Genomic DNA, 22,586 nt, shown 5'->3' on the forward strand with positions numbered 1-22,586 from the left:
AAGCATAAAAGAAATGAGGGAGCCTTCTTGAATTATGATCGTCCAGCCATAAGCGGCGTTGCGATAGCGCTGGGACTTATTTTATTTTTTCCGATCGGCTTCATTTTGCTGGCTGTCCGACTATGGAAGCACCGCGATTTGAGCTACCAGAAGGTCATTGACTGGAAAAACGCCGGCACGACGTTTCTGATTATTTTCATCCCGTTTATGATTTCGTTCTTGCTCCACTTGGCCGCAGGGAGCGATATTCAGTACTGGGTGATGGTATGGATTGTCCTCCTGGATTTGATTCCCGGTATATACATGCTGTGGAAGAGCGGGCAGCGGCGCAAGCAGCTTTTCGCCAGATATGACCATTATCGTCACCTCGTCTTGGTGCAGGGAGTAACTTCCGTCCAAACCTTGGCGGAGACGACGAACCAGCGGCCGGCCGTCGTGGTTAACGACTTGCAGCGCATGATTTATCTCGGCGTGTTCCAGGATGCGTTCATCGACATGTACTCGATGTCCATTGTATTTAACCAATGGGCTCCGGCAGCCTCGATGGTGAATGTCAACGTGTCCGTGAACGGAGAGAGCTTCGTGCCGCAGCAGAGCAGGCCGCAGACGCCGCCCCCAACGCCCAAGACCGTGGAATGCCCTGGCTGCGGATCGTCCGCTCTGCTGCAGCCCGGCGAGAATAAAACATGTCCTTATTGCGATTCCCCTCTGGCCTACCCGCAGCACGGATAGGAGCAAGCCTATATACGCGAAACGAGCGCTAGAGCATCGGCCTGAAGGCCGGTGCTTTTTTTCGTGTGACTGCGGCCAGTCCATCCTGTGACGCTTTTATGACAGCATTCAAAGAAAGCGCTGCATAAAAAACGCAGCCCTCATTGACCAAACCTTCCTTCGGAGCTATAATAAAAACAAATCGAAACGTTTCGATAAATTTCGGATAGCTTTATCGGGGGGAACTATGGTTACGATTAAAGACGTTGCAAAGCATGCGGGAGTGGCGCTTTCGACCGCATCCTACGCACTCAGCGGAAGCGATAAAGTAAGTCCGAAAACCCGCGAATTGGTGCTGCAGGCAGCCAAGGAGCTGAATTACCAAAAGAACGGCTTCGCGATGGACCTCAAGCGCAAGTCGACGAAGACGATTCTGCTCATATTAAGCGATCTGTCGGGGCCTTATTACTCCGAGCTGATCCGTGGGACGCAGGAAGTCACGCTGTCCAACGGCTTCGATCTGATTGCGTGCAGCTCAGTCGGAGGGGCCGATTCGACGGCGTATAAATTTTTGCAGGAACGAAGAGTGGACGGCGCAATCGTGCTCGACCCGAACATCAGCGAGCATCTGCTGCGCGAATCGGCCCGGGAAGGCTGCCCGATCGTCGTGATGGACCGTTACGTCGAAGGCGATTTCATTATGAATGTGGCAGCGGATAACGTTCAGGGCGGATACGAAGCAACCCGTTATCTTATGGACCAGGGACACCGCGATATCGCCTGGATCGGGGGACCGAGCAATTCGCTGGGCAGCCAGCACCGTAAAGAAGGCTACTTGAAAGCGCTGCAAGAAGAAGGAATCGCCAATACGAAATGGATGCTGGTTGGCAATTTCACGGAAGAGGGCGGCTATCATTCGACCAAGGTGCTGCTCATGCAAGAAGAGCGTCCTACCGCCATCTTTTATGGCAATGACGAAATGGCTATCGGCGGCTACAAGGCGCTTCGCGAATTCGGCCTAAGCGTGCCGGAGGACGTATCGATCGTCGGCTTCGACGATATTCAGGTGGCGGAATACTTGTCTCCTCCCTTAACGACGGTCCGGCAGCCCAAGTACGAAATGGGCACCATGGCCGCGCATCTCGTGTTTCAGGCGATGGGCGGCGAATACGTTAACAAGTCGTATAAATTAAAAATCGAGCTGATCGAGCGCCTGTCCTGCCAGCCTCCTCGGCTTGCTCCGAATCGCGGGAAGGGGATGGAGACGTGAACACGTCAGTCGGAAACGTTTCGCTTACGAGGAGAATATTTGCGCACTGGGAGCTTTACCTGCTCTTGCTCCCGGGCGCGCTGTACTTCCTGATTTTCAAGTATGTGCCGATGTTCGGAATCATCATGGCTTTTCAGGAATACAGTCCGTTTCTCGGCGTGACGGGCAGCGAGTGGGTCGGCTTCCGGCACTTCGTCGATTTGTTCCAATACGATCAGTTTTGGCGGCTACTGCGCAACACGCTGCTGATCAGCTTTTATAATATCGTGTTTTACTTCCCGGCTCCGATCATCGTGGCGCTGCTGCTCAACGAGCTGGTGCGGGAATGGTTCAAGCGCACGATCCAGACGATCGTTTACCTGCCGCATTTTATATCCTGGGTTGTGGTCGGCTCGATCACGTATATCCTGCTCAATACCGAAACGGGCTTGGTGAATCAGCTCATCGTCTCGTTCGGCGGCGAAGCGCATAACTTTCTGGCTGATCCCCATTCGTTCCGGACGATGATTGTGCTCCAGAACATATGGAAGGAAGTCGGATGGGGGACCATTATCTTTTTGGCAGCGCTTTCTGGCGTGGATACACAGCTGTACGAAGCGGCGACTGTTGACGGCGCAAACCGCTGGCACAAGCTGTGGCATGTGACGCTGCCCGCGCTGCGCAGCACGATTCTGATTCTGCTCATTTTGCGGCTCGGCAACGTGCTGGATGTGGGCTTCGAGCAAATCTTCCTGATGCTCAACGATCTGGTGTATCCGGTCGGCGACGTGTTCGAGACGTTCGTTTATCGCGAAGGCATTGGCGGCGTAGGTCTCGGCGGCGGACGGTTCAGCTTCGGTGTCGCGGTCGGTCTGTTTAAATCGGTCGTCGGTCTCGTTTTGGTGCTTGGGGCGAATAAATTAGCCAAAAAATTCGGCGAAGAAGGCGTGTTCTAAGGGGAGGGACTTGCACAATGAACAGTAGAGCAACCTGGACGGACCGGATCGCCGACGCGGCGATCGCGCTTGTGCTCATCTTGCTTGCGCTCAGCTCGTTATTTCCATTCGTGTACATCTTGGCGACGTCGTTATCGCCGATGGAGCAGGTGCTGCGGGGCGGGATCATTTTATGGCCGGAGCGCTTCTCGTTCGATGCGTACAGCACGATTCTGGGCAACACCAATTTTGTCCGGTCGCTGTACATCACGGCGGTCACGACGATCGGAGGTACGTTTGTCAATCTGGCTCTGACGACCTTCATGGCGTATCCGCTTTCCAAGAAGACGCTGCCCGGCAGAGAAACGGTGCTGCTGCTCGTGACGATTACGATCCTGTTCAGCGGCGGCATGATTCCGACGTATATCGTCGTCAACAAGCTCGGCCTGCTGGACAGCGTGTGGTCGCTCATTTTGCCCGGTGCGATCAGCGCATTCAACCTGATTATTCTGAAAAACTTCTTTCAGGGTATTCCTTCCGAGCTGGAGGAGGCCGGGAAAATCGACGGATGCCGCACCTTCGGCCTGCTGTTCCGAATCGTGCTGCCGCTGTCCATGCCGGCGCTGGCGACGTTTACGCTCTTCTATGCGGTCGGCAACTGGAACCAGTTTTTCAACGCGGTCCTCTACATCACGAAGCCGGAGCTGTGGACCGTGCAGGTGTTCTTGCGGCAAATGATTTTCCAGGGCTCGACGCAGGATGTCATGGGGCAATCGGGCTTTTCGGGCGGGCAGGACATTCTTCCCGTCACGATTCAGATGGCGGCGATTGTCGTCTCGACGCTTCCGATTCTGGTGGTGTATCCGTTTCTGCAAAAGCATTTTGCCAAAGGCGTGCTTCTCGGCTCCGTGAAGGGATGAGCAGCATCGGCGATTGGGTTCACGAACGGCGCTGCGGCGCGGTTCTGAGCATATAGGTTATGGCGTTACGAACACATAAAACGGAGGGGTTCACATGAAAGTATCGGGAAAACGGTGGAAACAAATCTCGTCCTTGGCCCTTGTTACAGCTTTGGTTGCGGTGACCGGCTGCGGCGACAAATCGGGCGGTACAGGGAAAGAGGGCGCAGCATCCGGGGATTCCGGGAAAAAGCAGAAGATCAGCATGATGTACCCGCTATACGGCAATCCTCCGCAAAAGACGGAAGTATGGAAAAAGATGGAGGAAGCGGTCGGGATCGAATACGAATCCATGGCGATTCCTTCGGCGCAATATCCGGAAAAGCTGAAAGCGTCCATTGCCGCCAACAGTCTGCCGGACATTACGCATTACATGTCCTTCCCGGACCCGAACTTTACGCAATATGCGAAGCAAGGGGCTTTCCTGCAGCTCGATGACTATATTAAAGATACGAAAAATCTGAAAAACTTGCCGCAGTCGATGTGGGATTTCATCAAAATCGACGGCAAAACGTACGGAATTCCGCGTCCGGCGCAGATGGAGAGGGCCGTCGTGATCCGCAAGGATTGGCTGGATAACCTCGGTCTGCCGATCCCGAAGACGCTGGACGAGTTTTATGATACGGCGGTTAAGTTTGCCAAGAACGACCCTGACAAGAACGGCAAGGAAGATACGGTCGGCATCGTGCTGAACCAGACGCTCGGCTATCACCTGGACCCGGTCTTCATGGCGTTCGATACCGGCAACGGCTGGCGCAAAATGGAGGACGGCACGCTGATGAACTCCGCCATTACGCCGCAGCGCAAGGAAGCGCTGATGTGGCTGGCGAAGCTGTATAAAGACGGCGGTATCGATAAAAACTTCACCGTCATGAAGGACAACCAGATGTGGGAGACGCTGGAAAGCGGTAAGGCCGGGATCTTCTTCGGCGCCCAGACGAGCGACTACAGCCGGTTTGTGACGAATCTGAAGAAGGTCGATCCGAAGGCCGAGCTGATCATGATCGCTCCGCCGGTAGGCAAGGACGGCAAAACCGGATTCCCGGATGGCGTCGGCATGTTCGGACAGTTCGTGCTGCCGGCCAACATCTCCAAGGAGAAGGCGAAAAAGGCGATCGAGCTGCTCGATTGGCAGGCGGGGCAAGAAGCCCATTTGCTTCGCAAGGTGGGCGTCGAAGGCGTTCACCATAAGAAAAATGCCGATGGCACCATCGAGATGATCGGCGACAAATATGCCCAGGACGGCATCGCTTATCTGATCTGGAACGTGCCGAACGATCCGCTCGTCTCCGTTCCGCTGAGCGCTCCGAAAGACATTCAGGAAGCGGTGAAGAACAACTTGACCGTCGTATCCAAGCTTGGCGTGGTCAGCCCGGCCGTCGCTTATATGCCGTCGACCAACGTTTCGAAAAACTTCGCCGATCTGGATCAACTGATGCGCGGGCTTTCCGTGAAGATGGTCATTGGCGAAGCGACCGACAAGGATTTCGACAAGTTCGCCGCAGAGTGGAACAAGCGGGGCGGCGAAGCTTGGACGAAGGAAGTCAACGAATGGTATAAGCAGCAGAAAAAATAATTTTTAGCGATAAGGCGGGGCGGTAGCGCATGAACGCAGTTCAAAAACGAATCGAAGAGCTTCACCGGTATGCGCCGGAGCCGACCGCTCCGGCCGATCTGGAGGCATTCTGGAGCAGGACGCTGGCCGATGTGATCGACAAGCCGGTTCAAGCGCAGCGATCGCGGCAGGAAACGCCGTTCCCGTATATGGATACCTACGATGTCACGTACCAAGGGTTCGCCGATACGCCGATCAAAGGGTGGTATCTGCTTCCGAAGTTTCCGGTGCGGGAGAAGCTGCCGTGCGTCGTCTTGTTTCACGGGTATACGGGAGGCCGGGGGTATCCCGAGCAGTACGCCTCCTGGCTGCTGATGGGGATGGCGGTGTTCGCTGTCGACATCCGGGGACAAGGCGGCGAGACGGGCAACCGGCTGGACAATACGTACGGGATGACGAAAGGCTGGATCACGCAGGGCATTCTGGATAAGGAGACCTGCTACTACAAGGCCATTGCCGTCGATGCGCTGCAAGCCGTTGAATGGGCGGCGACGCAGCCGGAGGTCGACCCGGGCCGCATCGTCGTCGCCGGCGACAGCCAGGGAGGCGGCTTGTCGCTGCTGGTCTCCGCCTTGAGCGATAAGCCGGCGCTGTCCATCGCGAATATTCCGAATATGTGCCATATGGACTTCGGCATTCTGAATTCGGTCAGCTCGCTCTCCGAAGCGGCGGAATTCGTGAGCCGGTTCCCGGAGCATCTGGACAAGGTCATGGAGACGCTAAGCTATTTCGACATCATGAATTTGGCGGAGCGCATCCGGATTCCGGTGCTCGTCTCGGTCGGCTTGAAGGACACCGTGTGCTTGCCGGAAACCGTGTTCGCGGCGTACAACCGGATCGGATCGACGAAGGAGATCGGAGTGCATCCGTTTACGGGACATGCGACGGGCGGCTACCAGAACCGCCGCACGGTGGAATTTATCCGAAAGCATCTTTCCTTTTAGCGCGGGTTGCGGGTTAAAACTGATTTCGAAAAAGGACCGCTGGAGCGATGGTGTCCGGCGGTTTTTTTCTCCCATAAATATAAAGAAAACGGAGTGGAGACGATGACCATGCTGAATACGTCCCGGTTTCGGGTCGAAGCGGGGAATTTACGGTTTACCTTTTTGAACAGTGGCGATCTGTACGAAGCGGCTTGCCAGGATACGATGATCAATCAATGGCTGTCCGACCCGGTGACGGGATCGTTGAACAATTTGTATTTGCGGCAGCACCGGGCTTCCGGCATCGAAGCGACGCCTTTGCTTGGCGTCCGTTCCGCAAGCCGTGTGCGCCAAGCGGAGGGCGGCCGGGTGATCTGGGAAGGCGAAGCCGGCGCGCTTCGCTATGAAGTGACCTTTCGCTTGACGGCGCGCGGGGTATGGTTCTGGGACGTTGCCGTGTACGGGCAGGAGGCGGAAGTCGACGTCGTCTACGGACAGGACGTGGGGATCGCCCATCCGGGCGCCGTCCGCAGCAACGAAGCTTACTTGTCCCAATATATCGATCATGCGGTGTTCGAGGATGCGCAGAAGGGGTATGTCGTCTGTTCCCGGCAAAATCAGCCGCAGCAGGGGAAATTTCCTTATCTTCAGCAGGGCTGTCTGACGAACGCGGCCGGTTATTCGACGGACGGCTTCCAATTTTTCGGCTTGTCCTACAAGGAAACAGACGAGCCTGAAGCTTTGACCAAGGCTTCGCTGGATAACGAAGTATACCAATACGAATTTGCGTATATCGCGCTGCAATCCCAACGGGTCAAGCTGGCCGGCGAAGCGAGATTCGTATTCTACGGCTTGTTCCGGGACAACCACCCGGAGGCGGTGGCCGCCCTGGAATACGAAGCCGACATATCGGACGCATGGCGCGAGGTCCGGGAGCAGGAACCTTCGGCCCCGGCACCGGCCTCCTCCGCCTCTTGGCAGGCGAAGGTCAGTGCGGCTTCTCGGATCGGAGCGCCGCTGCGCACCATGTCCATGACACGGCAGGAAGTCGAAGACCTGTTCCCGAGCCGTCAACAAGAGGAGCGGGACGGAGAGGAGCTGCTGTCCTTTTTCACCGATACCCACGAGCACGTCGTGCTGAAGGAAAAAGAGCTGCGCATGGAGCGTCCGCACGGACATATCCTCATGACCGGGAATAACGACCGGATGAACGAGCGGGCCATCACGACGACCTCGTACATGTACGGGATGTTCAACGCGCAACTGGTTGTCGGCAATACGTCCTTCAACAAAATGATGACCAACGCCCGCAATGCGCTGAACGTGCCGAAGACGTCGGGGCAGCGCATTTACGTCGAACTGGACGGGCAGTACCGGCTTCTGGCAATGCCGTCCATGTTCGAGATGGGCTTCAACTATGCCCGCTGGTATTACAAAACGGCGGACGAGCTGTTTGTGATCACGAACTATACGACCGTGGATACGCCGGAGGTCGTGCTGCATGTCCGTTCGGCCAGCGGCAAGCCTTACCGTTTCCTGCTCTCGAATCAGGTGTGCATGAACGCGGCCGAATACGAGCTGCCGTTCCGCATGGAGCAGCAGGACGACGGCCGGACGCTCGTTTTCTATGCGGACGCCCAGTCGCTCAGTGCCCGCGCTTACCCGAGCCTGTGCTACCGCATGAGGGTCGAAGGCGCGGACATGCAGGCGGGGGATGAACGGCTGCTGGCAACGAATGCGGAGCCGGGCTCGGCTTCGCTGGTCGTCCTCGAACTCAGCGCAAGCAGCCAATGGACCGTGACGGTGCAGGGCCTGCTGCACGGGGAAGAGCTGCCGTTTGCCGAAAGGGATGCCGATGCGGAAATCGAGCGTTACCGCGAGTTTTACCGCACGGTCATGAACGGCTTCCGCTTGACCCGGCGCGGTGAACGGCCGGACGAGCTGGACAAGCTTAACACGCTTGCATGGTGGTATACGCACAATATGTTGGTTCACTTCTCGGTGCCGCACGGCCTGGAGCAGTACGGCGGGGCGGCATGGGGAACGCGCGACGTATGCCAGGGGCCGACGGAATACTTTTTGGCGACGCAAAAATACGACGTGGTGCGCGACATCCTGACTACCGTGTACTCGCATCAATACGAGGACGACGGGAACTGGCCGCAATGGTTCATGTTCGACCGGTACGCCTTCATCCAGCAGGAAGAAAGCCATGGCGATATTATCGTGTGGCCGCTCAAGGTGCTAAGCGATTATTTGACGGCGACCGGGGATACTTCCATTCTGGAGGTGCAGTTGCCTTATACGAAGCGGGGCGGCTTTACGTTCACGGAACAGACCGAGACGGTGCTGGAGCATGCCAAGAAGCAGCTTGACTATATCAAGCGGCACTTTGTGCACGGCACGCACTTGTCTTCGTACGGCGACGGGGATTGGGACGATACACTCCAGCCGGCGAACGCCCAGCTGAAACGCTATTTGATCAGCAGTTGGACGGTAGCTTTGACGTATCAGGTATTCAGTCAGCTCGCCGCGGCTTTGGCGGAAGCGGACGCGGGGACGGCGGCTGAGCTGAAACAGCTTGGCGAAGGCATCCGGGAGGACTTTAACCGGTATATGCTGCAATCCGACGTTATTCCCGGATTCGTGTACATGGAGAAGCCGGGCGAAGCCGAGCTGATGCTGCATCCGTCGGATACGAAAACCGGCATCCGCTACCGGCTGCTGCCGATGACGCGCAGCATGATCGGCGAGCTGCTGACGAAGGAGCAGGCGGAGACGCATTACCGGATCATCAAGGAGAAGCTGTTCTATCCGGACGGCGTCCGGTTGATGGATCGGCCGGCGAATTATACCGGGGGCGTCAGCAAGCAGTTTAAGCGGGCCGAGCAGGCGGCTAACGTAGGCAGGGAAATCGGCCTGCAGTACGTTCACGCCCATATCCGGTTTATCGAGGCGATGGCCAAGCTCGGCAAACCGGACGAGGTGTGGAGGGGGCTGGCTACGATTAACCCGGTCGGCCTTCGGAGCGTCGTGCCGAACGCGGAGCTTCGGCAAAGCAACGCCTACTTCAGCAGCTCCGATGCAAAGTTCAGCACCCGCTATGAGGCGCAGGAGCGCTTCGACGAGCTGCGCGACGGCTCGGTGCCGGTGAAGGGCGGCTGGAGAATTTATTCCAGCGGTCCGGGAATTTACATGAACCAGCTGATTGCCAATGCCTTGGGGATTCGTCTGATCGAGGGCGACTTGATTATCGATCCGGTGCTGCCGCCGTCGCTTGACGGGCTGGAGTTCGATTTCGAGGTGATGGGGACTCCGGTCACATTCGTGTATCATCTAGCCGGTCGGGGGCTGAGCCGAGTGACGATGAACGGCCGCGAGCTGACCGTGAAGCCCGTCGCCAACCGTTACCGGGAAGGCGGCGTACGCATCGGGAAGCGGGAGTTTGCGGACAAACGGTCGGATGCCGGCAATGTCATTGAAATTTTCATGCAATAAGGAGAGGGGCTAGCTTTTCAAGCACCGGCCCATGAACACGGCGGAGGCCGTCCGGAACATGAGCTTCATGTTCGGGCGGCCTCCGTGTTTTGTGCTGCTTGCCAATTACCCTTTCGGATCAAACGCTTCCTTTGCGCCTTCCCCGATAAAGTTGATGGCCAGAATCGTAGAGGTAATCACGACGGCGGACGGCAGCCAGACCCACCATTGGTTTTTAATCACTTGGGGCGATATCGCATCCGACATCATATTCCCCCAGCTCGGCACATTGGCTGGCACGCCAAACCCGAGGAAGCTAAGGCCCGTCTCTACGCCGATCATTACCGCCATCACGACGATCGCCTGCACAATAATGGTGGAGGCCACATTGGGCAGCAAATGCTTGACGATCACCTGGAACGGCTTGCAGCCGATCGCGACGGCGCTCATGATATACTCGTTCTCTTTCTCCGCCAACACCTTGCTTCGGACAAGGCGGGCGATCCCGCCCCAGCCAAGCACACTGATGACGACAATCAGCACCAGGATGCCCGAGTCCGCAATAACCGTTTTCAGGACGATGACAAAAATAAGAAACGGGAAAATCATAATAAAATCGGTGAAGCGCATTAGCATGTTATCGATCTTGCCTCCAAAATAGCCGGCGACCGAACCGATGGTCACCCCGATAAACGTCACCAAAAAGCTGATGCTGACGGCAATCATCAGCGTCGTGCGCCCGCCGTACAGCAATCTTGCGATAATGTCGCGCCCGCCCTTGTCCGTTCCCAACAGATGCTCCGCCGACGGAGGCTTATGGATGAGACGCAGGTTGATTTTAACAGGGTCATAAGAGGTCAGCAGCGGCGCCAGAGCGCACAGGAGCGCAATGAGGACCAGAAACGCGAGGCTGGCGATCGCCAGCTTGTTGTGAAAAAAGCGGCTCCAGCCCGTCACCCATGGAGAGGCGCTTCGTTTTTTGCCGATGGGCATCGTTTGATTCAACGGCTTCGTCGCGGTATTCATAGCCATCCTCCTCTCATGCTAGCGAAGCCGGATACGCGGATCGACGTAACCGTACAGCAAATCGGAAATCAAGTTGCCGATCAGCGTCATGACGGACGCAAACATCGTTATCGTCATCACAACGGAATAATCGCGGCTGCTGATCGAGGAGACGAATAACTCGCCCATTCCCGGATAAACGAACAGCGTCTCGGTAATGACCGCCCCGCCGAACAATCCCCCGATATCGATACCGAGAAACGTAACCATGGGGATCAGCGAATTGCGCAGGATGTGCCGGTTGTAAATATGCCGCTCGCTTGTCCCTTTCGCCCGTGCCGTCCTGACGTAATCCTTGCGGCTGCTCTCGATAATGTCATTGCGCAGAAATTGCGTATAAGCGGCCGTGCCCAAAGAGCCGAGTACGAACGCGGGCAGCAGCGAATTTTTCAATACGTTCAAGTAATACGCAAGCGTACCGTCGGCCACCCCGACGCTGCGCGATCCGCTGGCGGGCACCCAGCCGAGCTTGATCGCGAAGATGTAGATGCAGACGATTCCGATAATAAAGCTCGGAAGGGCATAGACGATGTAGCTGACCGTCTGGATCGAATAATCGATCGGCGTATTCGGACGTCTGCCCGCGATCATCCCGGTCAGGAAAGCGATCGCGTAGGTAATGCATATGGCCATCGTGGCCAGGATGGCCGTATTTTGAAGCCGCTGGAAAAACAGGTCGCTCACGGGCATCTTGTGAATGAACGATTGGCCGAAATCGCCCCGCAGCATGTTGCCGAACCAACGGATGAACTGCTGCGGAATCGGGTCGTTATACCCCAACTGCTGGCGCATTTCGGCGATATATTCCGGCTTCACGTTGGCCGGATCGATCATCCCCGTCAGGGCGTCCCCCGGCATTAATTTTGCCAGGGTGAACACCACAACGGAGATGAGCAGGAGCAGCGGAATCATGCCCAGTAGTCTGCGCAACGTATAAGTCAGCATAAGCCCAGCCTCCCGGATACGGTCATTGCGTGACCCACCACTTATGAACGTCGATTTGATTCGTGAACGAGTTCGCCTTGACGTTCTGCAGTCGTTTGTTGCTCACCGTCACATCGATCGGAGAATACAAGAACATCATCGGCACTTCTTCATTCACGAGCTTCTGCCACTTGTGATACACTTCCTTGCGGTAGTTCTGATCAAAAGCCTTCTCGCTGATCCCTTCGTCAATCAGGCGGTCGGATTCGGCCGAGTTCCAGCGCGGGAAATTCCAGAGCACGTTGCTCTTCCATAATGCCTTCGGGTCGGGATCGCTGGCAAGCGACCAGGCGCCGGCGAACAGCTCGACAGACGGATCGTCATTCTCGACCACATCGTAGAAAGCGTTGAACTCTTTCAATGCGCCTCCGTTTAGCTTTACGTCAAGTCCCACATCCTTCCACATCTGCATCATCGTTTGGGCGCGCGGCGCGGCAACCTCCGTGCCGGACATGGCGTCGAAGTTAAACGTGAGCTTGTTCCCTTGCGGATCTTCGCGCAATCCGTCGCCGTTCGTATCTTTATAACCCGCTTCGTCGAGCAATTTCTTCGCTTTATCGGGATTGTATTCGTACGGATTCAATTGATCGTCCGGAATCTTCGCCCAGCTTACTCCCGGCATGGGGGCGGAGATCGTCTTGGACAGACCGTTGGCGAACGCATCGATCAGCGCTTGCCGGTCCAGCGCGTAGTACATCGCCTGCCGCAGGCGCTTGTCGGCGAACTTGGATTTCGGGTTCGCAACAATTTTCTCGGATTTCTTGTCCCACGTCCCCAGCTTGAAGCCGATATAGGCATAGGAAAGCGCATCTTGTTTATCGATATTGACGTTTTTCAGCTTTTCAACGTCTTTAAATTGACTGTTCGGCACTTCCATGATGTCGATTTCGCCGTTTTCCAGCAGACTGGTCGCCATATTGCCGGCAACTACCTTGTAGATCACGCCGTCGAGCAGCGGCTTGCCTCCCCAATAGTCGTCGAACCGCTCCATCTCGACATACTCGCCCGGCTGAATCTTTTTTACTTTGAACGGCCCGATGCCGATCGGCTTTTTGCGGACTTGATCGGAATTCAGCATATCTTTGACGGCAACACCGGCAAAATACTTTTTCGGCATCGGATACGACCACAGGTTCGAGATCGTATTCGGCGCAGCGCTTTTGACGGTAACCGACATCGTGTAGTTGTCGATCAGCTTGATGCCGGCAATATCTTTGGCTTTGCCCTCGCGGTAATCCTCGACGCCGACAACCATCTCCACGTTGCTGTACCGGCTGCCCCCGGCCGCCGTATAGTCTTTATGGGCAATGGTCTCCAGCGCGAACTTCCAGTCCTCCATCGTCAACTCATCGCCATTGTGCCATTTGACGCCGGGCTTGATCTTGAACGTAAACGTCTTATGATCGTCCGACTCCGTCCATTCGGCAATATTGGGATACGTCTTGAGATCATCGCCGGTTTTGAGCAGGTCGTCCATCATGAACCGCAAAATCAAATCGTCATCCTGACCGCCGTAAAATGCACGGTCAAGCACGCCTTTGAACGGCTGCGTATAGCCGTACTTTACAATGCCCCCCGGTTTCGGCTCGCTTGTCGCGGCTTTGTTCTCTTCGACCTTTTTCGGCGTATCCGTTCCCTCCGGCGCTTTATCCGTGCAGCCGGTAAGGGACACGGCAAGAAGCAGCAGGGCGGATAAAATCATTGAAGCTTTTTTTTCCATGGAACGCATCCTCCTTTTATGAGATCATTCGTATAAATGACAGGCGACCTCGTGTTGAGGCGCCACCTGTTTAAGCGTGGGCTGCTGCTCCCGGCAGGCGGCAACGGCATGGCGGCAGCGCGGATGAAAGGCGCAGCCGGCGGGCGGATTGGCCGGACTCGGCACATCGCCTTGCAGCACGATTCGCTCCCGCTTGGCGTTCGGGTCGGGGATCGGCACGGCAGACAATAAAGCTTGGGTGTAAGGATGGAGCGGCTGTTTATACAAGCTTTTCTTATCCGTAATCTCGACGAGCCGCCCCAAGTACATGACGCCGATCCGGTCGCTGATATGCTTCACGACGCTCAGATCGTGAGCGATGAACAGATAGGACAGCCCGAAATCGGCTTGAATGTCCTGCAGCAGGTTCAGCACTTGCGATTGAATCGATACATCGAGCGCGGACACGGGTTCGTCGGCGAACACGAGCTTAGGCTTTAGCGCTAGCGTTCTTGCGATGCTGATCCGCTGCCGCTGCCCCCCGGAAAACTCATGAGGATACTTGTAATAAGAGTCCTCGGCCAGTCCGACCTTCACGAGCAGCTCGGCGACGCGCTCCTCCAGCTCTTTCCCGGAACGCGATTCATAATTGCGAATCGGCTCGGAGACGAGATGGCCGACCATCATTTTCGGATTCAGCGAGCTGAACGGGTCTTGGAACACCATCTGCATATCCTTGCGGATTTGCCGCAGCCTTTCGCCCTTGAGCCGGGTAATATCCTCGCCTTCAAAAAGGATTGTGCCCGCCGTCGGCTCGATGAGACGCATGATCGCGCGGCCGGTCGTCGATTTACCGCAGCCGGATTCTCCCACAAGTCCGACGGTTTCGCCCCGCCGCATCGTGAGTGAGAAGTCGTTCACCGCCTGAATCGAGCCGACCTGCCTCCGAAAGAGTCCGCCGTGAATCGGATAATGCTTTTTCAAATTGAGAACTTGCAGCAGTGGGCGGTCATGAGCGGTCACGTCAATCATACGGTTTCCTCCTCTCTGGCTGTAGGCACACACGCTGAAAAGTTCAGACAGCGAACGTAATGGCCGCCGCCTACATTGGCGAGCTGCGGCGTCAGCCTCCGGCAATCGTCGCTGGCGCTCGGACAGCGTCCGGCAAACCGGCAGCCGGTACGGGGCATATGGACAAGCGACGGGACGATGCCGCTAATCGATTTCAATCGTTCCTGCTCCTCGTCAAGACGGGGGAGCGATTGCAGAAGCAGCTGCAAATACGGATGCTTGGGCTCGTAGAAAATTTGCGTGACATGCCCTTGTTCCACGATTTGACCGGCGTACATGACAGCGACCGTATCGGCCATCTCGGCGACAACGCCGAGGTCATGCGTGATCAAAATCATGGACATGCCTCGCTGCTGCTGAATATCTTTAAGCAGCTCAATAATTTGCGCTTGAATCGTGACGTCCAGTGCGGTCGTCGGCTCGTCGGCGATCAGCAGCTTCGGGTTGCAGGCGATCGCCATCGCAATCATGACGCGCTGACGCATGCCGCCCGAGAGCTGATGCGGGTATTCGCCGACAATTCGCTCGGCATGAGGGATACCGACAGACTTAAGCAATTCGATGCTGCGTCTGCGTTTTTCTTTCTTGCTCATCACAAGATGATTCCCCAGTACTTCCTCGATTTGATAGCCGACGGTAAATACCGGATTAAGCGCGGTCATCGGCTCTTGAAAAACCATTCCGATATCGCTGCCCCGCAGCTTGAGCAGTTCGTTCTCGGATAAATTCATCAGGTTCTTCCCGTCAAACCAGATTTCCCCGCTATCCATCCGGCTTATTTTCTTGGGCAGTAATTTCATGATGGACAAGGACATGACGGATTTGCCGCAGCCGGATTCCCCGACGATGCCTAGTACCTGCCCGGGTAGCAAGCGTAGGGACACATCGTCGACCGCGCGATAATAGTTCCCTTCAATGGAAAATCCTGCACTCAAATGGCGGATGTCAAGCAAGGCGCTCGACGGATTGTTCATAGGATCACCTCGAGAAGTTTGCCGATTTGCAATGTTTGGAAAACGCTTCCAATACTATGCCTGCCAGATTGCATTTTTGAAGACCGATAAATTGCTTATGTATTGGACTTAGGTGCTTTGAACGATGGAAAGGGGATCGTCCCTGGATCATGACGTCGTATGGACGATCGTTACAGGTATGAGATTCGTGAGATGGTGTGTGCCGTGGAAAACGTCGTAGATGATGTATTAAACCGTTGGCAAAAAATTGCGACAATTAAAAGCAATGACATTACTACACATTTTACATACACTACCTTTTTTTGTCACCCCCTTTTTTTGTTCGCATGAATTGTTGAATTTTATCGACGGCATGTTTTGTTTAGGAGAGATTAATATAACATCGCTTGTTAGCTATTAATACGTAAAAAAACCGCAAGGCTGTGCCCGCGGTCTGTATCATCTTTGTATGGGATTAAGCTTGGCTCGCTTGAGTTTGGTTGGTGATCATCCAGATCACGCCGTACTTATCTTCGACCTGGCCGAACAGGCTGCCCCAGAATGCCGGTTCCAGCGGGTGCTTTATGGTGCCGCCTTCCCCAAGCTTGGCAAATGCCTCGCGGGCTTCGGCTTCCGTCGGGAATTCCAGATTCAGTTGAATGCCGTTCCCATGGTTAAGCGGCTCGAAGACGGAATCGCTCATAAAGAAGTTAATTCCGCCGGCCATCACACACATATGCAGCACTTTGTCTTTCAGCGCTTCGCTTGCATCCGGAAGCTGTCCATGCGTCATCACGGACTGAATCTCTCCGCCAAGCGCGTTGATATAGAACTCCGCTTGAGCTCTTGCATCCTCTGAGACCAAAAAAGGTATAAGCTTCGCCATAATACAACATCCTTTCATCCGCTGGTTTTGATCGATTTCATCCTAAGTATAGCATTCCCCCGGATTTCAGGTTTCTTACGGATTGCGGTTTTGGCGAGAAGTCCGTTCTTTTAATCCTGACATATTATGTGACATTTCAAGACGAAAAAGAGGAAACAAGTTAAAATTTACTGTTCCATGCCTATAAAAATTATGATAATATGGAAGCGAACGTTTGTTCCTTAATGTGGAAGTGTTTGACTAGAGGAACGTGATTGGGAGGAAGTGAAGGAATGGCGACCGACAAGTATCCGGAGATCGACGCGGTAATCGACTATATTCATCGGAATATTTATGACCCGCTGCCGCTTGCCCGCTTGGCCGCTTATGCAGGCTACAGTCCGTTTCATTTCACACGCATTTTTAAGGAAAGAATCGGCCTCCCGCCGTTGTATTATGTTTCTTCCCTTCGTCTGCAAAAGGCAAAAGACTTGCTGCTGCGCACGAATCTGAGCGTTCGCGATATCGGACTGGAGATCGGACAGCAGAGTCTGGGAACCTTTACAACGAGGTTTACCGAACGGGTCGGCGTGACGCCGTCCGACTTCCGCAACTCGACACCTCAAGCGGACAGCCATTTCCGAACGTTACAGGGGCTCAGCGATTGGACATCGGGGCATCCCGTTATCGATCACTATGCCCGAATCGAAGGGACTGTGCAGGCGGAGGTCCCTTTTGAAGGCGTGATTTTGATCGGCTTGTTTCCGAAGCCGATTCCCGAAGGAATTCCGCTGCACGGCACGCTGCTTTCCTCGCTAGGGGAATTTTGCTTTACCGGCGTGAAGCCGGGCACCTATTATCTTATGGCCACATCGGTCTCCTGGGGGATGCAGGCGGTAGACTTTTTGCTCCCGCATAACACCTTGCGCACCCGTTCAAGGGAGCCGATTATCGTTCAGCCGTACTCCTCCGTTCCTTATCAGCAAGTGATGCTTCACGTCCCCCGGCTGGACGATCCGCCTATCCTCATTTCTTTACCCTTGTTGATGAACAGATTCTTAAGCGAGCGGCTGCAAGCGACCTACCGCTAAGCGGAAAAGGCTCTATCCGTTGTTAGAACCTGATAGAGCCTAGATCGGCCCCTGACAGACGGCCTCTTAGGTCTGCCTTATTTTATAGTTTGACTCGAGCTGAGCACGCCGTCGGTGAAGTACAAATAATTGCCGCTGCCGATGCTCGAACCGCGGTATACCCATTGCTCGAACGTACCGAAGCTGCCGGTCGTTTTATTGATATCGTCCGGCTTACCCCAAGACATCAGGACTTGTTCCTGGGTCATACCGATCCTGACTTTTTGTTGGCGAATGACCGACTTCACGCTTTCCGGCCAATCGAATTGGGCCAGCGGATCGGAGACGAAGAACGATCTGCCAATGGCTTCGACCGAATCGAAATTAAACTGGACGTTCTTGCTCCCGTTGCTTAAGACGACGGTCGGACCGCTGTAGCTGATGACGGCCAACTGCTCGAATCTTTCGAATCCGCCGTTCTTGGCGCCATCGCTGCTGCGGGGCAGGGAATCTACCCAGAGGTTCGGATATTTCTTCCATATCGCTTCGGCGTCCGAATCGAGTCTCAGCTTTTTGATTCCATCGGAAATAATATTTTGGTTGCCCCAAGTATTGTTTTTCGACAAGTTCCCGACGGTGAGATCTACCCGCTGCTGCTCTCCCCAAACAATTTTCATGTCCATATAATCCGTCAAAAAGACAAGCGGCACATAAATGACATCGTTCTCCGAGATCGGAGGAAAGTCCAGACGTACCGTGTGCGAGTCCATCTTGCCTCCGTAATACGTCAGCAGGTTGCTATTGGCACGCAGCAGCAAAATGCGGCTCGGATGATTGATCCGGATGACCCCGTCTACGGCTTGGGCCGATGCGTTCACCTTGCCAAGTACGGCCCACAGAGGCACATAGACGGCGTTATTGCGAACGATCGGAGCATAATCCGACTTCAAGTAGCTTCCGTTAATGTAGATTTTATAGCCTTCGGTTCCCGGGGGCGCTTCTTCCCGGACCGGTTTTCCGTCCTTCCATTGGCCCTCAAACCATTTTTCGCCATAGATGGAGGTTCCTTTAGCGGCAAAGCCTTTCCCGTCGGGCAGACCGTTCTTCATCTCGCCATCGTACACAAGCGGCACGCCGTCCAGCTCGAAATACGGCCGGGAGATAATATACATATCTTTCTCCTTGGTGTCGATATGCGTCGATTGGGCCTCGGTGTTCCATTCCACCTTGGCGCCGAAGGCTTCTGCCACGAAACGGATGGGAACGAACGTTTGTCCGTCCTTAATCTGCGGCGGGACATCAAGCGTCTGGGACTTGCCGTTCACCTGAACGGTCGGGTCGCCGATTTTTAATTGGATGTTCGTACTGCCTTTCGTCAGGGTGATCGATTTCGTGCTTTCCTCCCAGCTCAGCTTGGCTCCGAATTCGTCGGAGATATCGCGCAGCGGGACAAGCACTCTTCCGTCTACTTGAATGCCGATATCCATATTGACGCCAGGTTTGGTGCTGTTCGCGGCAAAAGCGGGGACAGCCGTAACGAGCATGGCGGAAGCGAGCGTAGCGGAAACGGTTTGGGACAGCCGAAATTTGATTTTCATAGCGGGTTGCTCCTTTGGGTGAGTTTTCGGTGGGAATAACAAAATATTACAAATAGTATAAGAGTTATTTCCTGCATTGTCGACAATTTTCTAGGAAATTCGACTTAACCTACCGGGAAAATAAAGAGATTTTTAGGAAATTTGTCGTATCTTATCGGTTAATACGGCACAACATGGAAAATGTTGCAAAAAAAGCCCGCCATCATAGAATGGCAGACTTTTCGGGCTTGGATTCGCTGCCCGTCGGTTCCTTCAGGAGGCGAAGGACTCCCGCTCGAAGGCGGGCGAGGCATAGCCGAACAGCTGCGGCTGCGCCTGCATCAGCTCCATTTGCTCGATGCGCTTGGGCAGCGGCGGATGGGTCGACAGGGCGTAGCTGAACCAGACGAAGAAGCCCGTTTCCTTGCGGCTCTCGGCGACGTATTCGGCGACGTTCACCTTGGCGTACATCGTTCGGCCGATGGCCAGAATGGTCAGGGCGGAGATGGCCGCCGGGGCGTTCCCCGTATACGCCGCCGCCATCCGGTCGCAGGTATATTCGCAGGCTCTCGAATAAGCTTTGCCCAGGAAAGGCATCCATTGGGCGGGCAGCAGCAGCAGGCTTTTGGCCATATGATTCCGCTTGATATGCGCCAATTCGTGCGCGATGACGTAAGCCAGCTCGTCTTCTTCGTTGTCGGCCATTTCGAACAATTCGGAGTACAGCACAATGAAATTGCGGCCGAAAAAACGCGAGGCGAAAGCGTTCAGCATCCCGTCCGATTGAAGAACAAACACGTCGGGAACCTGCCGGATATCCATTCGCTCGCACAGCTCGCGCACCTTCCGATGCACGGCAGGGAACTGATGCTCCGTCAGCTTGACCCCGTTGCTTCGGATGTGGCCGATCATAAGGCCGTGGAGGAAAAACGTGACGCCAAGACCGATCAATAGATAAAAGATGCCGATGAGCGAAACGATCAGCCCGAAATAGACCATGATGCTAAAGAGCAGGCTGATAATGAAGTACGACGTTTCTTTGCTGTGAATTAACCGCGGATTCATGGGGTTCATGCAGTGTTCGTTCCTTTTCTAAGATGAATAATGTGCCGTGTATTCAAGGCTCATTTGTAATTGTCGGCATTGCTCCGCGTTTTGTTTAGACATTATTGGAAATCTCGCCCGGATGCGGGGATGCGGGGAATACCAGCCTGTGGAAGCTAGTCCGATCGTTGAAAATATTCGTTGCCGGACCGGTGCGAGTCATGTAAGATGTTGGATATGATAATGATTATCAATCTCATAGTGGAGGAAATTATGCTGTCTGTCAAAAAAGTGATTTCCCTAATCGGCGCCTTGATTCTGATGGCCTCTCTGCTGCTGGCTTGCGCCAGTACTACGGGCACTCCGGACGCTGCCGGGCAAGGCCAAGAATCTGCCAATAAGGAAGCGGCGACCCGATTGTTTAAAGATGCCAAGGGCCGCGAGGTACCCATTCCGGCCGCCCCTCAAAGGGCCGTCGTCCATTATTATGCCGCCGAGGCGATCTCTTTGGGCGTAAAGCCGGTCGCTACGAATTGGATCAATGCCAATCTGATTCTGACCAAGGATCAGCTGCAGGGGATCGAAGATATCGGAGGGGAGGGAGTGAACCCCAATGTGGAGAAAGTCCTTTCGCTCAGCCCGGATCTTATTATTGTCCCCGATTTTCTGGAGCAGACCAGCTTGGATGCCTTATCCAAGGTAGCTCCTACCGTAGCGGTGAGCTATACGGACGATGTTTTTACGCGAATGAAGACGATGGGCGACGTGCTGGGAAAAAGCAAGGAAGCGGAAGCCTGGACGGCCCGGTACAAAGCAAAAGCCCAGCAGAAGCGGGAGCAGCTCAAGCCTTACATCAAGGAGGGCGAAACGGCTTCGGCCTTCGTCTTTTTCCAGGATAAGCTGCTCTATGTGTACGGGAATCAGCGGCTTAGCTCCACGCTCTACGATGCGCTCGGATTTTCGCGTCCGGAGAAAGTGGCGGCTCTTTTTAAAGATAAGCCGACCCTTCTGTGGCAGTCGATCTCGAATGAAGCGCTGCCCGACTATGCCGGAGACCGGATTTTCCTAGTCACGCTGGACCATAACGAGAACGCCAAAAAAGGGGCGGAGGAGCTCATGAATAGCCCCGTATGGCGCAACCTCCCCGCGGTGAAAAATGGGAAAGCCTATGTGGTCGGCAACAAATGGTCGTTTTACGATCCGGTTACCTTAGATTGGTTGCTCGACGAGATGCCGAAGCTCATGATGAAATAGCAGGCGTACCGCACCGTGGGGAATAAGCTTTTAGGCCTCGATTAAAGCAGCCTCCCGTTTCATCTGTCGGCATTACCGCGCGTTGTGTTTAAACGATAATCGAAATTTCGCCCGGAGCGCCGGAAGCATGCCCCCAAGCAGAATCAGGGAATAGGCCCACAGCAGCCAGGCGGAAAATAAATAGAGCCCGGATACGGGGATGGCGGGAAATACCAGCGTGTGGAAGCTTGTGCTGACGATATCCAGCAGCATCCCCGGAAGAGCCAGAAGCAGCGCAGCCAAGGGCCGCTCCGCCGGAGCGGCTTTGCCCCACGCGAAAGACAGCTTCAGCAAAAGCGCAACGACAGGGACGACCCCGATAAACGTGACCCACAGCAGAGGGGTATGGGGGGCAAGCAGCTCCGCTCCCCATAAGCGAAAGACAGCGGTCGCCGCCAGCCACACGACAAAACCGATAACGGCAAACAAAGGCACGAAAGCCTCCTCCTTTCTGGAATGAATGTTAATGTGTTCATTCGGCTGCGATTCGGGCAAGGAGCGCCGACAGCTCCGCATAAATCTTCTCCGACTCGAAGTCCGGATTGATTAAGGCCTGCAGGGCAAGACCGTCGATCAGCGCGTTGGCAAGAATCCCCCAGCTTTCCAAGGATACGATGGAGCGGGTGGAAGCGGGCAGCCACCCGTCCAGCAATTCGGCGGCCTGCGCATTTTCCTTCTCCAGCAATCGGCCGAGCTGCTTCAGCATCTCTTCGTTTTGAAGGCTGTGGACGACGAGCGAGAAAAACAGCGTGTGGTAGAATGATCGATAAGCGGCGCGCTCGCGGGCCCCGGCCAGCGCTTGAAGAATAGAGGCCAGCCGGTCTTCGCCAGCCGTTTGAGCGGGCTGCACAACCTTCCACGAGGCGTCGCAGAGCGATTGAACGATTTCGAACAGCAGCAGCTCCTTCGTCTTGAAATGATAGTAGACGGTTCCCTGCGTGACCCCGGCTCCTTCGGCCACCGCCTTGAGCGTCAATTTGTCGATGCCCTTGTCCCGGATGCACCGTTTCGCAGACTCGATCAGCTCCTGCTTGCTGATGCCGTTGGGCTTGGCCAAGTGAATCCCTCCTGTCTTAGTTAGTTGAATGACTAACTT

Annotated in this window: 19 protein-coding genes; 9 read left to right on the plus strand and 10 right to left on the minus strand. The window is 55.0% G+C overall.

Features of this window, described 5'->3' with window-relative positions; all coding sequences use genetic code 11:
- Nucleotides 1-27 precede the first annotated feature (27 nt).
- The 7 genes from KQX66_RS18935 (at nt 28) to KQX66_RS18965 (ending at nt 9,890) form a co-directional block, all read left to right on the plus strand.
- Nucleotides 28-732, plus strand: coding sequence for a hypothetical protein (locus KQX66_RS18935; protein WP_216794372.1), 705 nt, complete (start codon nt 28-30; stop codon nt 730-732).
- Between the two features lie 226 nt (nt 733-958).
- Nucleotides 959-1,981 (plus strand): LacI family DNA-binding transcriptional regulator, encoded by a 1,023-nt coding sequence (locus KQX66_RS18940; RefSeq protein ID WP_216794373.1) that lies wholly within the window; start codon nt 959-961, stop codon nt 1,979-1,981.
- The gene (locus tag KQX66_RS18945) at nt 1,978-2,916 is read left to right on the plus strand and encodes an ABC transporter permease (RefSeq protein ID WP_216794374.1); all 939 of its coding nucleotides are present in this window, start codon (nt 1,978-1,980) and stop codon (nt 2,914-2,916) included. Before KQX66_RS18940 ends, KQX66_RS18945 begins: the two co-directional genes overlap by 4 nt.
- 17 nt (nt 2,917-2,933) lie before the next feature.
- Complete coding sequence (locus tag KQX66_RS18950; protein ID WP_216794375.1) at nt 2,934-3,815, plus strand: carbohydrate ABC transporter permease; 882 nt, start codon at nt 2,934-2,936, stop codon at nt 3,813-3,815.
- A gap of 94 nt (nt 3,816-3,909) precedes the next feature.
- Nucleotides 3,910-5,430 (plus strand): extracellular solute-binding protein, encoded by a 1,521-nt coding sequence (locus KQX66_RS18955; protein WP_216794376.1) that lies wholly within the window; start codon nt 3,910-3,912, stop codon nt 5,428-5,430.
- A 29-nt stretch (nt 5,431-5,459) separates the two neighbouring features.
- Nucleotides 5,460-6,413, plus strand: a complete 954-nt coding sequence (locus KQX66_RS18960; protein WP_216794377.1) for an acetylxylan esterase — start codon at nt 5,460-5,462, stop codon at nt 6,411-6,413.
- A gap of 102 nt (nt 6,414-6,515) precedes the next feature.
- Nucleotides 6,516-9,890 carry a GH36-type glycosyl hydrolase domain-containing protein gene (locus KQX66_RS18965; protein ID WP_253957269.1) on the plus strand — a complete coding sequence of 1,125 codons (3,375 nt, stop codon included), beginning with the start codon at nt 6,516-6,518 and terminating at the stop codon, nt 9,888-9,890.
- 105 nt (nt 9,891-9,995) lie between these two features.
- Here the strand turns inward: KQX66_RS18965 and opp4C are convergent, their stop codons facing one another.
- The 6 genes from opp4C to KQX66_RS18995 all read right to left on the minus strand — a co-directional run bounded on the left by opp4C (nt 9,996) and on the right by KQX66_RS18995 (nt 16,527).
- Nucleotides 9,996-10,895, minus strand: coding sequence for an oligopeptide ABC transporter permease (gene opp4C / locus KQX66_RS18970; RefSeq protein ID WP_054972665.1), 900 nt, complete (start codon nt 10,893-10,895; stop codon nt 9,996-9,998).
- Nucleotides 10,896-10,913: 18 nt separating this feature from the next.
- Complete coding sequence (opp4B, locus tag KQX66_RS18975; RefSeq protein WP_216794378.1) at nt 10,914-11,879, minus strand: oligopeptide ABC transporter permease; 966 nt, start codon at nt 11,877-11,879, stop codon at nt 10,914-10,916.
- A 22-nt stretch (nt 11,880-11,901) separates the two neighbouring features.
- Entirely contained in the window at nt 11,902-13,638 is a 1,737-nt protein-coding gene (gene opp4A / locus KQX66_RS18980) for an oligopeptide ABC transporter substrate-binding protein (RefSeq protein ID WP_216794379.1), read from the minus strand.
- A 24-nt stretch (nt 13,639-13,662) separates the two neighbouring features.
- Nucleotides 13,663-14,649, minus strand: coding sequence for an ABC transporter ATP-binding protein (locus KQX66_RS18985; RefSeq protein ID WP_216794380.1), 987 nt, complete (start codon nt 14,647-14,649; stop codon nt 13,663-13,665).
- Nucleotides 14,646-15,662 (minus strand): ABC transporter ATP-binding protein, encoded by a 1,017-nt coding sequence (locus KQX66_RS18990; protein ID WP_216794381.1) that lies wholly within the window; start codon nt 15,660-15,662, stop codon nt 14,646-14,648. Before KQX66_RS18990 ends, KQX66_RS18985 begins: the two co-directional genes overlap by 4 nt.
- Before the next feature lie 454 nt (nt 15,663-16,116).
- Complete coding sequence (locus KQX66_RS18995; RefSeq protein ID WP_216794382.1) at nt 16,117-16,527, minus strand: VOC family protein; 411 nt, start codon at nt 16,525-16,527, stop codon at nt 16,117-16,119.
- Nucleotides 16,528-16,799: 272 nt separating this feature from the next.
- Here KQX66_RS18995 and KQX66_RS19000 point away from each other — a divergent pair, with 272 nt between their 5' ends.
- Nucleotides 16,800-17,597 carry a helix-turn-helix domain-containing protein gene (locus KQX66_RS19000; protein WP_216794383.1) on the plus strand — a complete coding sequence of 266 codons (798 nt, stop codon included), beginning with the start codon at nt 16,800-16,802 and terminating at the stop codon, nt 17,595-17,597.
- Nucleotides 17,598-17,674: 77 nt separating this feature from the next.
- On the opposite strand, the gene KQX66_RS19005 is transcribed toward KQX66_RS19000, so the two are convergent.
- Together KQX66_RS19005 and KQX66_RS19010 are read right to left on the minus strand one after the other, a co-directional pair.
- On the minus strand, nt 17,675-19,174 hold the full coding sequence (locus tag KQX66_RS19005; protein WP_216794384.1) for a stalk domain-containing protein: 1,500 nt from the start codon (nt 19,172-19,174) through the stop codon (nt 17,675-17,677).
- A gap of 252 nt (nt 19,175-19,426) precedes the next feature.
- Complete coding sequence (locus KQX66_RS19010; RefSeq protein ID WP_253957270.1) at nt 19,427-20,227, minus strand: M48 family metallopeptidase; 801 nt, start codon at nt 20,225-20,227, stop codon at nt 19,427-19,429.
- A 243-nt stretch (nt 20,228-20,470) separates the two neighbouring features.
- On the opposite strand from KQX66_RS19010, the gene KQX66_RS19015 reads away from it, so the two are divergent.
- Entirely contained in the window at nt 20,471-21,451 is a 981-nt protein-coding gene (locus KQX66_RS19015) for an ABC transporter substrate-binding protein (RefSeq protein ID WP_216794385.1), read from the plus strand.
- A gap of 72 nt (nt 21,452-21,523) precedes the next feature.
- Here KQX66_RS19015 and KQX66_RS19020 read toward each other — a convergent pair whose 3' ends face one another.
- A complete protein-coding gene (locus tag KQX66_RS19020) occupies nt 21,524-21,925 on the minus strand; it encodes a DUF5367 family protein (protein WP_216794386.1) in 402 nt (133 codons plus the stop codon).
- A 37-nt stretch (nt 21,926-21,962) separates the two neighbouring features.
- Nucleotides 21,963-22,547, minus strand: coding sequence for a TetR/AcrR family transcriptional regulator (locus KQX66_RS19025; protein ID WP_216794387.1), 585 nt, complete (start codon nt 22,545-22,547; stop codon nt 21,963-21,965).
- Nucleotides 22,548-22,586 lie beyond the last annotated feature (39 nt).

Source organism: Paenibacillus oleatilyticus, assembly GCF_018998565.1.
GTDB classification, from domain to species: domain Bacteria; phylum Bacillota; class Bacilli; order Paenibacillales; family NBRC-103111; genus Paenibacillus_G; species Paenibacillus_G oleatilyticus.

Excerpts from the sequence above, each read along its gene's own strand:
- KQX66_RS18940 (WP_216794373.1), top strand. The coding sequence starts at position 959 with ATGGTTACGATTAAAGACGTTGCAAAGCATGCGGGAGTGGCGCTTTCG.
- KQX66_RS18950 (WP_216794375.1), top strand. The coding sequence starts at position 2,934 with ATGAACAGTAGAGCAACCTGGACGGACCGGATCGCCGACGCGGCGATC.
- KQX66_RS18955 (WP_216794376.1), top strand. The coding sequence starts at position 3,910 with ATGAAAGTATCGGGAAAACGGTGGAAACAAATCTCGTCCTTGGCCCTT.
- KQX66_RS18960 (WP_216794377.1), top strand. The coding sequence starts at position 5,460 with ATGAACGCAGTTCAAAAACGAATCGAAGAGCTTCACCGGTATGCGCCG.
- KQX66_RS18965 (WP_253957269.1), top strand. The coding sequence starts at position 6,516 with ATGACCATGCTGAATACGTCCCGGTTTCGGGTCGAAGCGGGGAATTTA.
- opp4C (WP_054972665.1), bottom strand. The coding sequence starts at position 10,895 with ATGAATACCGCGACGAAGCCGTTGAATCAAACGATGCCCATCGGCAAA.
- opp4B (WP_216794378.1), bottom strand. The coding sequence starts at position 11,879 with ATGCTGACTTATACGTTGCGCAGACTACTGGGCATGATTCCGCTGCTC.
- opp4A (WP_216794379.1), bottom strand. The coding sequence starts at position 13,638 with ATGGAAAAAAAAGCTTCAATGATTTTATCCGCCCTGCTGCTTCTTGCC.
- KQX66_RS18985 (WP_216794380.1), bottom strand. The coding sequence starts at position 14,649 with ATGATTGACGTGACCGCTCATGACCGCCCACTGCTGCAAGTTCTCAAT.
- KQX66_RS18990 (WP_216794381.1), bottom strand. The coding sequence starts at position 15,662 with ATGAACAATCCGTCGAGCGCCTTGCTTGACATCCGCCATTTGAGTGCA.
- KQX66_RS18995 (WP_216794382.1), bottom strand. The coding sequence starts at position 16,527 with ATGGCGAAGCTTATACCTTTTTTGGTCTCAGAGGATGCAAGAGCTCAA.
- KQX66_RS19000 (WP_216794383.1), top strand. The coding sequence starts at position 16,800 with ATGGCGACCGACAAGTATCCGGAGATCGACGCGGTAATCGACTATATT.
- KQX66_RS19005 (WP_216794384.1), bottom strand. The coding sequence starts at position 19,174 with ATGAAAATCAAATTTCGGCTGTCCCAAACCGTTTCCGCTACGCTCGCT.
- KQX66_RS19010 (WP_253957270.1), bottom strand. The coding sequence starts at position 20,227 with ATGAACCCCATGAATCCGCGGTTAATTCACAGCAAAGAAACGTCGTAC.
- KQX66_RS19015 (WP_216794385.1), top strand. The coding sequence starts at position 20,471 with ATGCTGTCTGTCAAAAAAGTGATTTCCCTAATCGGCGCCTTGATTCTG.